Raw genomic sequence first — 14783 nt, 5'->3', positions numbered from 1 at the left:
CAAAGCAAGTCAGCTACGGCTGACTGCAACCGGCAAGCCGGTCAGACATGCGCGCGATGCGCACGACGGCCGTCGGTCCCGGCGGCAGGCTTATCGCCTGCTACAGCACGGCCCTCTAAGGGTCACGCTTCCCCGTCTTCCTGCCCGGACGCATTTGTAGTGCGCGTCCGGGCTTTGTTTTTTGAAAACTTTTGTCGGGGTGACAGGACTCGAACCTGCGACCTCACGCACCCCATGCGCACGCGCTAGCCAGCTGCGCTACACCCCGGTAATTATAATTCTTCTTCCAAGTGAAATAATTTTCGCAAAACTTTAGAAAGTGATGAAATCTTTCCGCTCAATGACTTAGTCCGCGTTTTATTCATGTAGTGTTTTTTATTAATTTCAATCATGCAGATAAAAACGTCGGGAAAATGCGTATGTAGCCACCACAAAATATAACCGTGAGGAAATGGGCTGTCAAACGATACGCGCTTAAATCCCCCGGCGACCAATTTTTCTTTCATCGTTTGAACTATCGGCATATAAAAAGGTGGAGCAAGTTCTGCCAATAAACAAATGTCGGGGCGGTTATTAACATCTTTCATTGAGTGCCCGTCTAAAATAATATTAAAACGGTAAGTGTCAACCAACTGCTCTAAAGTAAAATAGAACTCATGATATCCTTCCATTAGCCACTCGCGTTGGGTTTTAGCCAGTGGTTTTTGCCAAAGCTTATCAACCCACTCTTCTGACTTGTCGCCGTAAATTGCCTTTTCTGGCGCCCGGTTATAATCACAGGCAAACCGAGATAGCTTGCTATCAATCCAAATGCCGGCACCTTGCAACACAATATCGGCATAAATTTTATCAACATCAACATCTTCTTCTAAATAACGATCTGCCGCGGACAAAGTTTGTTTTTTGGCGATATGGTCCGGCACCCAACTGCCCGAATGGGTCGTGAATAATAAAGCATTAAATTGATTTTTCTTGTAATTGTCACAAATAATAATTCCCCATTTGGAAATGGTTAGCCTAACAGTTTTATTTCGCTCGTAAATCCAATCTAATTCAGCTTTTACTAACCGATACAGCTCGTCACTTAAAAAGAAATGTTTAAAATAAGATTTATTGCGGTCGTGGTGTAGTTCACGGATGGTGCCGTGTAAAAACCGACCCAGCACTTTGTAGTGTTTTAAAACGCTAATGAAATTTAGGTAAGGGTTGTCTTCAATCCGATTTAATATCATCTGCATTAACCGAAACAAAAAAAAGCGGTTCGATAAGCTGACAGTTAATGATGAACGAGTTGGACTAACAATAATTGGGCTAACCTGTTCAAAGAGTTTGATAATTTTTTTGAGACTCTTGTTATTCCTTGAGCGCATTAATGTATTTTATGCCATGTGACTTAATGGCATTCCTGGTGTTTCTATTTCTTCAGACCTGCCTTCTAAGTAATCTAATGTCGCTTGAATCATGGCATCAGCTTCGGCAATCTGTGCTTTAGTCCTCATACCTTTTGGATTGTCATTAAGCATAGTTTGTATCTCATTCGCGAAATTATCAAGTATTACCCTGGCTTTTGGATCGACAATCTCCTGATATATAAGATCATCAAAAGTAAGAACTAAATTGCTCCACCAATTAGAACGGCATTTATAGCGACGGTAATTATCCAAATCTTGATCATATGCCTCGCGTTCCTGCATGAATTTCTTTTCAGCCGCCGCGACCTCATCAGGGGACAGATTAGTAATATTGACTGGCTTTGGCTCAACCGGGGGCTCAATTCTTGCATCAGGCAGTTCATCGGTAAAATCGTTCAAATAATGGCTAAGCTTATCAATAAAATGGTCACGTCCTCTTTCTGGATTGCTGCTTTTTTCAGCGGTAAAGTTTGTTCGCTCACCCATAAAAAAACACAAACTATTAATATTTTTATTATACTACATGATAACTCTGAGTGCAGGGGGGCAGACTTTACCAACTCTTCCCGTTAGTAGACCAATCTTCATCGTGTATAGATTCTCGCCATGCGGTGGGAGAGGGATTCGAACCCCCGGTACTGTTGCCAGCACAGCGGTTTTCGAAACCGCCCCGTTCGACCACTCCGGCATCCCACCTTGTTCAACCCTTGCCCCTCATTAAGCTTGCTTTAGTGCGGGGGCTCCGGCACCCCTCCGGGCAACTAACCTATCCTATCAAGATGAAACCTTGACGTCAACTGTGAAATTAAGCTTAACTTAGATATAATTTTCTGTTATAATTACAAACGTACATTTAATTTTTTAAGCTCAATGGCAAAAATAAAAAAAGTGATAATTCCTGTGGCCGGGCTTGGTACGCGCTTTTTACCTGCGACCAAAGCCCAGCCTAAAGAAATGATTACTATAATTGACAAACCATTAATTCAATACATTGTTGAAGAGGCGGTAGCGTCTGGAATTACGGACGTTATCTTAGTTACCGGGGAAACCAAACGGGCAATTGAAGATCACTTTGACCGGAATGAAGAATTAGAAAAAGTTTTGCGCGGCAAGGGTAAAAGTAGCATGGCTTCTGCGATGAAAAAAATCGCGACTATGGCAAACTTTATCTACATTCGACAAAAAGGGCCGTACGGCAACGGCACGCCGGTGATGAATTGTAAGCGTATTATTGGCAACGAACCATTCGCTGTGCTTTGGGGAGATGATTTATTTATCGGCAAAGAACCAAGATTGAAACAACTAATTGATGTTTATGAAAAGTACCAAGACCCAGTCATCACTTCGGTTAAAATTGACGATCAGGGGACTGAAAAATACGGCGTAGTTGATGGCACGGAAGTTGAGCCAAGTGTTTTGCAAGTTAAAACTATTGTTGAAAAACCGGGACCCAAAAAAGCGCCGTCTAGAATCGGGGCATTTGGCGGCTACATTTTAACCCCTGATATTTTTCCGATTTTAGAAAAAACCAAGCTTGGCAAAGGTAATGAGCTTTGGTTAGTTGATGCCATTTTTACCCTAGCTAAAAAACGGCCGATTTATGCTAAGCTAGTTGATGCCAAATATTACGATATTGGCTCACCTCTCGGTTGGCTGAAGGCAAACATTAATTTAGCCTTAAAACACCCAGAGATAAAAACCGAGCTCAGAAAATTTATCAAAAAAGAATTAAGGGGAAGATCGTGAAACTAAAAACTAAATTTTATTTTCTACTTCTTTTAGCCGCCGCCGCGGTTACCACCGGCTTTGGTTGCACGCCGGGCAGCGGTGGCGGAGCGGACGGGCTAGAACCAATTAATTTATCTTATTGGAGCGTTTTTAATCAAAGCGACTTTGTGAGTAACGTTATTAATGACTACCGCGCTATTCACCCAAACATCAACATTGAATTTAGGCAGTTGCGAGCTGAAGAGTATGAAAAAGAATTACTCAACGCCCTAGCTGAAGATCGCGGTCCGGATATTTTTTCTATTCGCAACACATGGCTACAAGAATATTTACCAAAAATTGAACCGCTACCGGCCCAAACCACCCTCAAGGTTCGCTACACCCAAACTAGCTTAGGCATTAAAGAAGAGGTAATTACCGATACGGTAACCGAAAATTCAATTACGCCAGGACAGGTACGCGATAAATTTTTAGAGGTAGTTTACGATGATGCGATTTTTAATAATCAAGTTTACGGCCTGCCGTTAGCGGTGGATACTTTAGTCATGTATTACAACCGTGATTTGTTTAATAGCGCTGGCATTGCCACGCCTCCGACAAACTGGCAAGAAGTACAACAAGCCGTTAAACAATTAACCTTCCTTGACCGGCAAGGCAATTTAGCTCAATCAGGCATTGCTTTAGGCACCGGTGAAAACGTTGAGCGTAGCTTTGATATTTTATCTTTAATTATGATGCAAAATGGTACTATTATGACGCAGGGAACGAAAGTTACTTTTAATCAAGGCATTGGCAACACTGATTACAATCCGGGCGTGGGCGCGCTTCGTTTTTACACTGATTTTGCGACCCCTTCAAAAGAAGTGTACAGTTGGAACAGCGGCCAAGCCAATTCTTTACAGGCTTTCGTGGAAGGCAAAACCGCCATCTTTTTTGGCTACAGCTACCACATGCCGCTAATTCAAGCGCGCGGTTTGGGCCGAGTAGAAGTTGGGGTCGCGCCAATGCCGCAAATTAAAGATAGCAACCAAGTTAACTTTGCTAACTATTGGCTTGAAACTGTATCGAAAAAAACATCAAATGTTGATGCGGCATGGAATTTTATCCAATTTGCGACCACCCGAGCGGAAGAAGCCAGAAAATATTTAGACAGCGCTAACCGGCCGACGGCATTGAAGGAGTTAATTGAAGAACAAAAAGACGATGACTTTTTGCGCTCTTTTGCCGGACAACTGCTAACCGCTGATAATTGGTATCGCGGAAAAGACGCGGAAACAGTGGAAACAATTTTTGAAAATATGATTGATTCAGTCACGCGCGACGGGGTTGGCTACGAAAATGCATTAGAACTTGCCGCTCAACGAGTGCAACAAACTTATTGACATTGTATGAAAAAATTAATCATCATCGCATCATTAATCGCCATTATCACCCCAGCTACAGCTTCGGCTTCCGTTTGGACAGATGTTTTTGGAGATTCTTCAAACAAAGGAAAAGGCCTAATTGGCGCGATTGATTGTGGCGCGGATAATGATTGTGACTTAAACGATGCCTTGGAATTAATTTATGTTGTTTCAAGTTTAATCTTAGGTATTGTGGGTTCGCTAGCGTTACTGATGTTTGTGTACGGCGGGGTAATGTACATTATGGCCGCTGGTAATGACGAACAAATTAAAAAAGGCACCGATGTATTAAAAAACGCAAGTATCGGAATAATTATTGTGCTTTTAGCTTGGAGCTTAGTGAATTTTACAATCCTCGCTTTTACTGGCGGAGAGTTTGGAAAGCCAGCCACAATATTTGAAGGCAGCAACCCAACGCCGTTTAATCAGCCAGGAGGGTAGTAGCTTGCTAAATTACTGCTAAATTGAATATACTTTAATAAATATGTCTTTTTCCCTTCTAAGCCAAAATCTAAAAATTAGCTTGGTTTTAGCTAGTTTTTTACTATTTTTGTTTATCCCTTTATTGGTTGGAGCTGAAGACCCATTAATTAAAGGTGGCTTAGAACAAACTATTGATAAAGTAAATGAAGGTGGCGATAATATTCCTAAACGCGCCGGGAGTGACATCCCCGAAATTGCCGGTACCATTTTAAATTACATCGCCTCGCTTATTGGTGTAATTATGGTGATATTAATCTTAGTCGGTGGATTTCGCTGGATGACCGCTGGCGGCAATGAAGAAAAAGTCGCGGGCGCTAAAAAAATAATAATTTCAGCCATTGACGGCTTGTTGGTAATCTTTTTAGCTTATGCGGTGGCCTACTCAATTGTTTACTTTTTGATTAATGCGGTTAATCAAACTTAACGAAAAGGCAGTGAACATTTCAAATTTATTTTCTAGCCTTAAACAAACAAAAATTCTTTTGGCTTTAATTTTAATTTTGCCTACACTTTTAATTTCAATGCAAACCTTAGCCGTTGATAATAATTTAATACTAAACAGCTTAGAAAACACTCGCTCAGGGGCCGAAATTAAACAAATTACCAATAAGGATAATCCGGCGTTGTCGGTTGCAAAATTTTTGTCTGATTGGGCAAATGGCCTGATTGCTATTATGGCACTACTATTTACAGTGATAATAATTTATGGCGGTTGGCTTTGGATGACTGCCCAAGGGAATGAAGAACAAGTTACCCATGCCAAAAATTTAATCATCACTGCTTTTATCGGTTTTATAGTAATTTTTTCTGCCAGACTAATTGCCACATTAGTAATTGCTATCATAGAAAATGCTTACTCTACCTAAAATAAAACAACATATTATTTTATGGTCGGCAACTTTATGCTTTGGTATTACTTATACCGCTAAAGCCGCCGGGGGGCCGCAGGATAAAAAAGGATTTATGGATACAATATTAGGCAGCGTAGAAATTACCGGAAAAAATTTAACGGGATCCGACAAATCTCCCGACTTATTTCCCTTTATTTTAGTCAGGGTGCTTAACGCGCTTTTGGCATTTTTAGGAATTGTATTTTTGGGATTATTTATTTATGCTGGATATCTATGGTTAAATGCCCGAGGCAAAGAAGAAACCGTTGCCAAAGCCAAGCGCTTAATGTTTGACGCCACAATTGGACTAATTATCATTGTAGCTGCTAGAATAATTACAATATTAATATTACACGCCTTAATTGAATCGGGGCTAAAAAATTGATATGTATAGAAAAAATCTTACGATATTATTTGCTATAGCTTTAATATTTTCATTTACTCTTGGGCGCCATGCTTTAGCCGAAAACATTTTTGGGAATGCGCTGGATTTAATTTCTAAATCTGACATTGGCGTTGGCACTGACATTACCTCTGAAAATGCCGAAGCTCGGGCGGCTAGACTAATTGGCGGGGCTATCACTACTTTTATTTCCGTTTTAGGAGTATTTTTTGTAATCTTGGCAGTCTATGCTGGATTCGTCTGGATGAACGCGAGGGGCCGAGACGAAGAAGTACAGCGTGCTAAAGACATTTTGCGAACTGCAATTATTGGGCTAATCATAATTTTATTAGCGTATTCAATTACTAACTTTATAGTCAGCGGTATTTATAGTTCAGTCACTGAATCAACTCAAGGATAAATCATGAAAAGATTAAAAAAATCAATAACTATAGCTATTGCCTTACTCTACATAGTAGGCGTAGGCGCGCCGGTTTTTGCAGCTATTGAAGACGAAAAAAATCCACTTAATTTGCTTCAAAATGTGGGTCAAAATGTACCCGCGTATAAAGATTCAGCCGTGCCTGGAGATGAAGGCCAAATTTTCTCACAAATCGGTGCTGTGGTAGCAGTGTTTTTCTCCATTCTGGGAATATTTTTTGTTATCCTGTTTATCTACGGCGGGTTTATTTGGATGAATTCACGCGGCAATGAAGATGAAGTTAATCGTTCAAAAAATATTTTACGTGCAGCAGTAATTGGTTTAATCATTACATTGTTAGCATTTGCTATTTCTAATTTTATTTTTTCCAGTATTATCAATGCAAGCGAATTAAGCGCCTAGTTTATGAGAAAAGTAGAAGTCTTTTTATTATCAATTATGCTACTTTTTAGCCTTACTTTTTCAACGGTTAATGCCGGATCGCTTGATCCGCAAGAAAATCTTGACCAGTTTGGGCAACAAATTCCAGCCTTTCAAAACCAAATCGGCGATGACGCAGGCGGTAAGTTGGCGAGCACCATCGGGCTTGTGGTGAGAGCTTTTTTGTCTTTGCTTGGTATCATTTTTGTCATTTTGTTTATCTACGGCGGGTTTATTTGGATGAAATCAGCTGGCAATGAGGACGACATTGGGCGGGCTAAAAGAATTTTAGGTGCCGCTATAATTGGACTTGTTATTACTCTACTGTCTGCCGCTATTTACGTCTGGGTGAGAAGCGCAATTTATTTTGGCAGCGGGGTGTCACCATTTTAAATTTATGAAAAAACTATACTTGTTAATTTTTGTCGCCCTGTCTGGATTTTACCTTTTAACTTCTCCCGTGGTTTTGGCGACTTCAATTTTTGAAAAGGATTTGAAAGATGATGAGCTAACCAATACCTTTATTGATAAATCAAAATTACCCTTTGAGCCTAACACTGCCTCGCCTGGTGAAATTGCGTCGCGTGGCATTAAAGCTTTCTTAACTATCTTGGGTGTTATCTTTATTATTTTGATAATTTACGGCGGGTTTATTTGGATGAAATCAATGGGTAACGAAGATGAAATTGAACGGGCTAAACGAATACTCCGCGCTTCAATTATTGGTTTAATTATAATTCTGGCTGCCTATTCCATTACTCTGTTTATTTTTGACACTATTATTGAATCAACGTCCGGATTTAACGGTTAAACATTATGACTGGCTGGCAAAAAAAATTGTTACTCTTGGGATTAGCTGTTTTATCATTTAGCTTTATGCAGCCAGCCTTTGCGTCACACGGCTTAATCCATGACATTAAAGAAGAACTAGAGCCGATCGGCGTCAACGCTTACGGTATCCAGGAAGGCGACGCCGAAGAAGATCCGCGCGTTGTGGCAATTCAAGTGGTAAGAGTATTTTTTTCTATTCTTGGCGTTGTATTTATAATTTTGCTAATTTGGGCTGGATTTACGTGGATGACTTCTGCCGGCGATGAAGATAAAATTGCAACAGCCAAAAAAACTATAAGTGCGGCGGTAATTGGATTAATTATCATTTTTGTCTCTTACGCCTTAGCAACTTTCATTTTAGATACCATCATTTGTGGAACAACTGGAAGTTGTTAATAGCCGAATAATTTTTCGGTATGGTTAACTTCTTCTCAAAAAATCAGGGTAAAATTTTAACCCTGATGATTTTTTTATATGCCGCGCTATTTAGCACATTAAGTTTAATTAAACTTAGCCATGCCGGCTATAACGCGTTAGATTTAGCTATTATCAACCAAGCTTTTTTTAATTCAGCCCACGGCGAGTGGTTTAAAATTACTATTCATTCCCAAAGCTACTTAGGCGATCATTTTACGCCAATTTTACTTTTGCTTTTGCCGCTTTATTATTTTCGGCAGACGCCTGAACTACTTTTAATTTTGCAATCATTAATTATTGGCCTTGGCGCCTGGCCACTTTGGAAAATTGCTAAGCTTTATTTAAACGACAAATGGTCATGGGCGATAATCGCGTTATATTTGCTTAACCCGATAACACATAATATTAATTTATTTGAATTTCACTTTTTGCCATTCGCAATTTCCACTTTACTTTGGACAATTTATTTTTTTGCACAAAAAAACTGGCGCTGGTTTTTGTTTTGGCTTGCGGTAAGTTTGCTAATTCGCGAGGACGTCAGCTTAGTTACTGCTATGTTTGGTGTGCTTACTTTTAAGGAAAAAAGAGATAAAAAATGGATCTTTACACCGCCACTAATATCTATAATTTATTTTGGATTAGCCTTAAAAATAATATCCGCTTTTGCCGTTAATGGGAGTTATAAATTTTTATTTTATTATTCATGGCTAGGAAATAATTTACCAGAATTGCTTTTAAGCCCCATAACCAAACTGCCGCAAATTTTAATTCGATTTTTTGGGCTTTTAAACATTGAATTTATTTTGGGTAGCGTTTTTTTATTATTATTTTTACCGCTGCTTAAAAAAACTTATTGGTGGTTACTGCTTTTAATTTATATTCAATTCTTCTTAGGTGCCAACGGGCCAAGCGGATTGCTTTTGCAAACCCATTATTTTTCTCTTTTTTATCCCGCGCTTTTAGTGAGCGCTATTTTAGGGTTAGCAACAATCACTCAAAACAAATCCCGATTGAAAATAGTAAATTTTTTATACGCTAACAAGGGTTTTGGGATTATGGTTTTTATGGTTGGTTTATTATATTTAAACATTACACTTGGTCCAGCAATTGGATATGTTAAAGCTTTTAGCCAAAGCCTGCCGGCAAAAACAGTCCAAAGCCTAACAGATCAAATTCCTAAAGGGGCTTCCGTGCTGGCCAGTTACGGATTTTTAAGTAATCTTTCTAGTCGAGAAAATGTTTACTCTTTAAACTACGCTTATATTGGCCGGCAACAATTTAATGCCGGACCTTACTCAATTCCTGACAATATTGAATATTTATTGATTGATTTTAAAGACATTATTAACTTACAAATTCAATATGACAATCCGATTTTTAAAAAATATTTAACCGAAGCCGACAATAATTTACGTCAAATTATTAAAAACGGGAACTATGGAGTTATCGAAATTAAAGGTACCTCTGTATTGTTTCAAAAAAATAGTGCCGATAAATTTATTTTATATAAACAGTATCAAAATGTGCCAAGTATTGATTCATTAGTTAATCAAACGATTGGCAAAATTAATTTTTTAGGCTATGAACAAAGTATGCCAAATTGCAAAAGCGACCAGTGCTACGCCAAGCTAAAGCTTTTTTGGCAAGCAAAACAAAATTTGAGCAACAATTATGAACTGCTCGCCACCACCTCTAAGTGTAAATTTATTAACCAAACATTTTTACTGCCGCAAGCTTATGGTATTTACCCAACTAACGAATGGCAAACCGACGAAATTATAGAAACTAATTACGTCGTTGCCATCCCACCAACCGAAAACCAATGCGCTAATTGGTTAGAGTTGGAACTTGTGCGCATTGCAAATAGCGATAAAATTGGTAGCTATGTTCGCGAATGGAATAACTATCGCTTAGAAGATTTTGAGCTTGAAAAGATGGGCGAAAAAATTATAATTTCCCTAAACTAACTTGGTAAACTGTTGAGTTGCCTTGTATAAAAACCTGAGTTAAATAATTTTTTTGGTCCGGCTCAAATTCACCAAAAGCATCTTCTCGAAATCCAAAAAAAACATAATCAATATTGTTTTCTTCAAGCCAATTTTGCTTGGCTTGATCTTCTTCATTGCTGCCAAAAAACCAAAGCATTTGCTTAACCTTGTCTTCATAGTTGACAGTTTCGTGTCCATGAGCGATAAAGGCTGGCTGGCCAGAATAGCCGGGAATCATTAGGCCGTTGTAAACTGACGATAGCACGATTTTGTTTTTACCCACACCAGATAAAAAACGCATAGCGTCGACGTCATTTTGGGGTAAGTAAAATTTTGAACTTAAGCTTGGATCAGTGCTACTAAAATTGTAAAAATCACGGGCATAGTTTACAAATGGCGTTAAACCAAAAAACATTATAAAAACAAATAATAAAATTGGCGCATTAACTTTTAATTTTTGACTATCAAAATTGTAACGGTCAAACAAATAAAAAATAGCAACTATAGTTAAGAGTGTCAAAGGCATTTGCCAACCTTGAATCATGCGGCGCTGCCAAGGAATTGGTAAATAAAGCAAAAAGAAATTTGTTACCGCCCAAACCGCCAAAAATAATCTTTTGCCATCGTGCAATAAAATTTTCTTTTTATGGCTAACCACAATCGCAATGCCGGCGCCCAAAATCTGGCCTGCCAAACCGATAACAATAAAAATTAACGGCGGCGTTAAAGTCACGTTTTGCAATGCTCGAGCGCCGATAACCGGTTCTTGCAATACAAGCCAGGCATGATACCAAACTGAAGGTAAAGATAAAATCAAAAAAATAAAAAAATGGATTATGGCAATCCATTTAATGTGTCGATCTAAAATAAATTTTATTAACAGATACATTCCCCAAATGCCCGATAAATAAAACACATAATACGGATGAAAATTAAACAGAACCAACCCTAAGGCTCCGGCAAGGATGGCATAACTAAATTTTTGCCGCTCTAATCCCAACAATAACCAAAGCAAAATCAAAAGATTAAAAGTCCAAGATAAAATAAAGTGGGGGCTTCGCAAAAAAGATAAATATAAATGCGCTTCAGGAAGCCACATATCAATCGGAAATTTCTCCACTGGTAAATTCGGAATAACGCTTAAGGGGCCAGCAATATAGGCGCCGAGCCCGCTAGCAAAAAGTAAAAAAAATAAACTCAATACTCTTTTTTTAGGCTCAGAAAAAAAATAACTTATAAAAATGTAAATCAACACAAGGCTTGGCACAATTAAAATCAATCTAGCTAAGTGAAATATCAATGGGTTTGATAGTCCAGTTAACCGCTTAAAAAACCCGAGCGTTGCCCAAACAATATTGAAGGTGCCTAGCGTTTGAGGTTCTGATGTAAACAAATCATATGCCAAGTATCTGCCGGCGGCCGCTTGTGTTATATAGGAATAATAAACAGGTGAATCGCCCGGCGATAAAAAATTTACCCCGTTATAAACAAAATCTTTTGGCGTTTGTAAATAACCGAATAAATAAGGAGCGCCGGTTAATAAAATCAAAAGGGCGCCTAAAACTAAGACAAAGCGCCACTCATTTTTGTTAATTGATTTGAGCAAAGACTGGTAAATCATAAAACCTGATAAAGCGCGCTTTGCCCGCTTGAATAAATTAATTTTAAATATGGCTTGGTGCCCGGCTGAAAATTACCGGCCTGCGCTTCTTTTTCGCCAAAAAAAATAATATTTATGTCATTGTCAGATAAAAATTCCTGCTTGGCAATGTCTTCGCTATTTGACTTATAAAACCATTCTGTTCTCTTTAACTTAGCTAGCGGGTTTAAAGTCTCGTGGCCGTGCCCGGCAAAAACTTTTTGACCACTATAGCCTGGGATCATAATCCCGCTCAGCCATGAGGCCATAACATTTTGATATTGAGGTAGATGGCTTAAATAGTCCATTGCCGCCAAATCATCAAGTGCGACATAAAATAAATCGCTTCTAGTCTGACTATAATAATAAAAGGTGTCTCGCGTTAAGACATAGGCGCTGGTTAAAAACAAAAACAAAATGCTAATTAAAACCATCATTGGCCGGTAACGCAACCAAGTAGCCGTTTTTCCGCCACGGCTTAAAAGCCAGGCAATATACCAAATGCTTAAAAGCACCATCGGCAATTGCCAACCTTGAAGCATTCGGCGCTGCCATGGAATTGGCATATAAACTAAAAGCAAATTCGCCATAAACCATGAGCATAAAAATAAAAGCTTAGAATTTTGTTTTATTTTACCTGAGTTCACGGCTTGATAAATAGCCAAGATCGCCATAATGAATAGCAGGCCGTACCCAGTCATTACCCAAATCAAGCCCGGGGTTAAGGTCACATTTTGCATCGCCCGCGAACTAATTGCTGAGTCCGTTAAAATTAACCACCCGTGATAAATAAGCACAGGCGATGAAATTAAAAAAACGATTAAAATCATTAAAACATTTTTCCAGTTAATCTCATGGCGAACGGCGAATAAAATAAATAAATAAAAAGCAAAAATACCAAAAGCGTAAAAAACATAGTAGGGATGAAAAGAAAACCAAATTAAAGCCGCAATTCCCCCGCCAACGGCGTACTTAAAATTTTGGTTTTCAATAGCAAGCAAAGTTAAAAGCGTAACTAACATTAATAAACACCACGAAATAATAAAATGAGGCATACGGTAAAGTGATAAAAAAACATTTGCTTCAGGTACCCATAAATCAATCGGCGCGGAAATGGCAGAACGATTTGAAAAAAATAGCAACGGCACGACTAACCAGGCGCCAAGGCCAGATGAAAAAACTAGGGCCAACAAACTTAACTTTCTCTGCCATACTATCTCAAAAAAATAACTGACAAAAAAATATGCTCCAAAAATTAAAAAAATGCTAAATACGTTTCTGGCCAATTGAAAAGTCAATAGGCTTGATAGGCCAAACACCTTAGAGGCTAGGCCCAGTGTCGCCCAAACCGGATGAAAAACTCCATGAGATTGTGACTCTAACGTAAATAAATTAATTGGGATAAGGTTGCCCTGTGCCGCTTGAGTTATGTAAGAATTGTAAACTGGCGAATCAGAAGAGGACAATAAATTAATGCCGTTGTAAACATAGCCAGATGGAGCGGCAAGCCAGCCGTATAAGTAAGGGATATTTAAAACTATTAACGCTGTCAAAAAAACAGCCGTCACAAATTTCCATTCTGCGTAAGTTATGGATCGATAAATTTTCGTCAAGCTCATAAAACTGAGTATATCTTTACGAGCGAATTTTCAAAAACTAATTTTAAATAATTCTCCAAATTCGGATTAAAACTGCCCAACGCTTGCTCACGAGAACCAAAATAAACGTAAGTTAAGTTATAAAAATCTAAAAATTCTTCGCGCGTTTCTGGGCTTTGATTACCCCCGTAAAAATTTGCAATATCAACTTTTTTTTGAGCCGCATTAGGCGATTCAACGACGTGCCCCGCAAATACTGTCACCCCAGCCAAGCCGGCAATAATTGTACTGTTGTCAAAATGACTAATCACTCTTACGTCTGTATTATCCTTTTGCTTTTTTAACCACAACATGGCCTCAGCTTCTTTTTGATCAATATATAAATGGCCGGCCTTGGCTTCTATCATAGAGCTATCCAAGCTCACGCGAGAAAGAGGAGTTAAGCAAAAAATTAAAATTAGCAAACTAGCCCGGATAAAAATAGATTGGCTTCCTAGTCGCGGAAAACGCTGAGTTAAAAAAACAATCCCTAAAGCCGCTAGCATCGCTAGCGGAATATGTAGCCCTTCAATCATACGCCGCTGCCAAGGTATTGGCAAATAAACAATAACAAATTGAGCGGCGGCCCAAACAATTAAAAAACTATGCTTAGGATTAAAGGCTTTGGCTCGTACCAGCTTCAACACGCCTAAGCCCGCGAAAAAAATCAAAGGCAAATACCCAATTACTGTATTGCTAAATGGCGGCATAGGCGTTAAGTTTTGTGATGTTCTGACACTTGTCACCCAATCATAATTAACTAAATACCAATAATACAAAACTGCCGGAGAACTTAAAGTGCCTAGCAACAAATAATGTTTGGCATAACGCCAAATTTGTTTTTCGCTAATAGCACGATACAAAGCAAATAATCCCAAGACAGCGACTATTGAAATAATGTTAAACGGGTGAAAAGAAAATAAAACCAGGGCAGCTAAGCCGGCGATAAAACTGTAACGCCAAGCATTATTCTCCCAGGCTAAAAGCATTAAAAAAATAATTATTAGAAAAAGTAAAATTGACGCGGCGAAATGAGGCGAAAAATAAAGCATCGAAAAAGTGTTTGATTCAGACACCCATAAATCAAGCGGCCATTGAGGCGAACCGTTAT

General features: G+C 38.8%; 16 protein-coding genes, 2 tRNA genes and 2 pseudogenes (2 of these 20 running past the window's edge). 12 read left to right on the top strand and 8 right to left on the bottom strand.

Annotated elements, in window-relative coordinates; translation table 11 throughout:
- Positions 1–191: 191 nt before the first annotated feature.
- The 4 genes from COT81_04455 to COT81_04440 form a co-directional block, all read right to left on the bottom strand.
- Positions 192–268: transfer RNA gene (locus tag COT81_04455), tRNA-Pro, on the bottom strand.
- 4 nt (positions 269–272) lie between these two features.
- Positions 273–1370: a hypothetical protein gene (locus COT81_04450; GenBank protein ID PIS04876.1), complete on the bottom strand. Its 1098-nt coding sequence runs from the start codon at positions 1368–1370 to the stop codon at positions 273–275.
- A 9-nt stretch (positions 1371–1379) separates the two neighbouring features.
- On the bottom strand, positions 1380–1898 hold the full coding sequence (locus COT81_04445) for a hypothetical protein (protein PIS04875.1): 519 nt from the start codon (positions 1896–1898) through the stop codon (positions 1380–1382).
- Between the two features lie 123 nt (positions 1899–2021).
- Positions 2022–2108, bottom strand: a tRNA-Ser gene (locus COT81_04440).
- A gap of 174 nt (positions 2109–2282) precedes the next feature.
- On the opposite strand from COT81_04440, the gene COT81_04435 reads away from it, so the two are divergent.
- Genes COT81_04435 through COT81_04380 form a run of 12 tightly spaced genes read left to right on the top strand, consistent with a single transcriptional unit; the run spans position 2283 to position 10375 of the window.
- Positions 2283–3158 carry a UTP--glucose-1-phosphate uridylyltransferase gene (locus COT81_04435; protein PIS04874.1) on the top strand — a complete coding sequence of 292 codons (876 nt, stop codon included), beginning with the start codon at positions 2283–2285 and terminating at the stop codon, positions 3156–3158.
- Positions 3125–4522, top strand: a complete 1398-nt coding sequence (locus tag COT81_04430; protein PIS04873.1) for a hypothetical protein — start codon at positions 3125–3127, stop codon at positions 4520–4522. The genes COT81_04435 and COT81_04430 overlap by 34 nt, the downstream gene beginning before the upstream one ends.
- A 6-nt stretch (positions 4523–4528) precedes the next feature.
- Positions 4529–4984 carry a hypothetical protein gene (locus tag COT81_04425; GenBank protein ID PIS04872.1) on the top strand — a complete coding sequence of 152 codons (456 nt, stop codon included), beginning with the start codon at positions 4529–4531 and terminating at the stop codon, positions 4982–4984.
- 43 nt (positions 4985–5027) lie between these two features.
- Positions 5028–5450 (top strand): hypothetical protein, encoded by a 423-nt coding sequence (locus tag COT81_04420; protein ID PIS04871.1) that lies wholly within the window; start codon positions 5028–5030, stop codon positions 5448–5450.
- Complete coding sequence (locus COT81_04415; GenBank protein ID PIS04870.1) at positions 5431–5892, top strand: hypothetical protein; 462 nt, start codon at positions 5431–5433, stop codon at positions 5890–5892. Before COT81_04420 ends, COT81_04415 begins: the two co-directional genes overlap by 20 nt.
- Positions 5876–6301, top strand: a complete 426-nt coding sequence (locus COT81_04410) for a hypothetical protein (GenBank protein ID PIS04869.1) — start codon at positions 5876–5878, stop codon at positions 6299–6301. Before COT81_04415 ends, COT81_04410 begins: the two co-directional genes overlap by 17 nt.
- A 1-nt stretch (position 6302) precedes the next feature.
- Positions 6303–6719, top strand: a complete 417-nt coding sequence (locus tag COT81_04405; GenBank protein ID PIS04868.1) for a hypothetical protein — start codon at positions 6303–6305, stop codon at positions 6717–6719.
- Positions 6720–6722: 3 nt separating this feature from the next.
- Positions 6723–7142 (top strand): hypothetical protein, encoded by a 420-nt coding sequence (locus COT81_04400; GenBank protein ID PIS04867.1) that lies wholly within the window; start codon positions 6723–6725, stop codon positions 7140–7142.
- Positions 7143–7145: 3 nt separating this feature from the next.
- Positions 7146–7553 carry a hypothetical protein gene (locus COT81_04395; protein PIS04866.1) on the top strand — a complete coding sequence of 136 codons (408 nt, stop codon included), beginning with the start codon at positions 7146–7148 and terminating at the stop codon, positions 7551–7553.
- Positions 7554–7557: 4 nt separating this feature from the next.
- Positions 7558–7971, top strand: coding sequence for a hypothetical protein (locus COT81_04390; GenBank protein ID PIS04865.1), 414 nt, complete (start codon positions 7558–7560; stop codon positions 7969–7971).
- A gap of 5 nt (positions 7972–7976) precedes the next feature.
- Complete coding sequence (locus tag COT81_04385) at positions 7977–8387, top strand: hypothetical protein (GenBank protein ID PIS04864.1); 411 nt, start codon at positions 7977–7979, stop codon at positions 8385–8387.
- Between the two features lie 20 nt (positions 8388–8407).
- On the top strand, positions 8408–10375 hold the full coding sequence (locus tag COT81_04380; protein PIS04863.1) for a hypothetical protein: 1968 nt from the start codon (positions 8408–8410) through the stop codon (positions 10373–10375).
- Here COT81_04380 and COT81_04375 read toward each other — a convergent pair.
- Positions 10356–12017 (bottom strand): hypothetical protein, encoded by a 1662-nt coding sequence (locus COT81_04375; protein PIS04862.1) that lies wholly within the window; start codon positions 12015–12017, stop codon positions 10356–10358. The two genes, COT81_04380 and COT81_04375, sit on opposite strands and share 20 nt — an antisense overlap.
- The gene (locus COT81_04370; protein ID PIS04861.1) at positions 12014–13654 is read right to left on the bottom strand and encodes a hypothetical protein; all 1641 of its coding nucleotides are present in this window, start codon (positions 13652–13654) and stop codon (positions 12014–12016) included. Before COT81_04370 ends, COT81_04375 begins: the two co-directional genes overlap by 4 nt.
- Positions 13651–14783 (bottom strand): annotated as a pseudogene (locus tag COT81_04365) (hypothetical protein); it runs 58 nt beyond the window's last position. The gene COT81_04370 and the pseudogene COT81_04365 overlap by 4 nt, the downstream one beginning before the upstream one ends.
- A pseudogene (locus COT81_04360) lies at positions 14780–14783 on the bottom strand (hypothetical protein); it runs 419 nt beyond the window's last position. The pseudogenes COT81_04365 and COT81_04360 overlap by 62 nt, the downstream one beginning before the upstream one ends.

The organism is Candidatus Buchananbacteria bacterium CG10_big_fil_rev_8_21_14_0_10_42_9, from assembly GCA_002773845.1.
Taxonomy (GTDB): domain Bacteria; phylum Patescibacteriota; class Patescibacteriia; order Buchananbacterales; family 21-14-0-10-42-9; genus 21-14-0-10-42-9.
The sequence above is the reverse complement of the archived record's forward strand: the minus strand, read 5'-3'. Positions and strand labels throughout refer to the sequence as shown.

Excerpts from the sequence above, each read along its gene's own strand:
- COT81_04410 (PIS04869.1), top strand. The coding sequence starts at position 5,876 with ATGCTTACTCTACCTAAAATAAAACAACATATTATTTTATGGTCGGCA.
- COT81_04375 (PIS04862.1), bottom strand. The coding sequence starts at position 12,017 with ATGATTTACCAGTCTTTGCTCAAATCAATTAACAAAAATGAGTGGCGC.
- COT81_04390 (PIS04865.1), top strand. The coding sequence starts at position 7,558 with ATGAAAAAACTATACTTGTTAATTTTTGTCGCCCTGTCTGGATTTTAC.
- COT81_04420 (PIS04871.1), top strand. The coding sequence starts at position 5,028 with ATGTCTTTTTCCCTTCTAAGCCAAAATCTAAAAATTAGCTTGGTTTTA.
- COT81_04415 (PIS04870.1), top strand. The coding sequence starts at position 5,431 with ATGCGGTTAATCAAACTTAACGAAAAGGCAGTGAACATTTCAAATTTA.
- COT81_04450 (PIS04876.1), bottom strand. The coding sequence starts at position 1,370 with ATGCGCTCAAGGAATAACAAGAGTCTCAAAAAAATTATCAAACTCTTT.
- COT81_04395 (PIS04866.1), top strand. The coding sequence starts at position 7,146 with ATGAGAAAAGTAGAAGTCTTTTTATTATCAATTATGCTACTTTTTAGC.
- COT81_04435 (PIS04874.1), top strand. The coding sequence starts at position 2,283 with ATGGCAAAAATAAAAAAAGTGATAATTCCTGTGGCCGGGCTTGGTACG.
- COT81_04385 (PIS04864.1), top strand. The coding sequence starts at position 7,977 with ATGACTGGCTGGCAAAAAAAATTGTTACTCTTGGGATTAGCTGTTTTA.
- COT81_04425 (PIS04872.1), top strand. The coding sequence starts at position 4,529 with ATGAAAAAATTAATCATCATCGCATCATTAATCGCCATTATCACCCCA.
- COT81_04405 (PIS04868.1), top strand. The coding sequence starts at position 6,303 with ATGTATAGAAAAAATCTTACGATATTATTTGCTATAGCTTTAATATTT.
- COT81_04445 (PIS04875.1), bottom strand. The coding sequence starts at position 1,898 with ATGGGTGAGCGAACAAACTTTACCGCTGAAAAAAGCAGCAATCCAGAA.
- COT81_04370 (PIS04861.1), bottom strand. The coding sequence starts at position 13,654 with ATGAGCTTGACGAAAATTTATCGATCCATAACTTACGCAGAATGGAAA.
- COT81_04400 (PIS04867.1), top strand. The coding sequence starts at position 6,723 with ATGAAAAGATTAAAAAAATCAATAACTATAGCTATTGCCTTACTCTAC.
- COT81_04380 (PIS04863.1), top strand. The coding sequence starts at position 8,408 with ATGGTTAACTTCTTCTCAAAAAATCAGGGTAAAATTTTAACCCTGATG.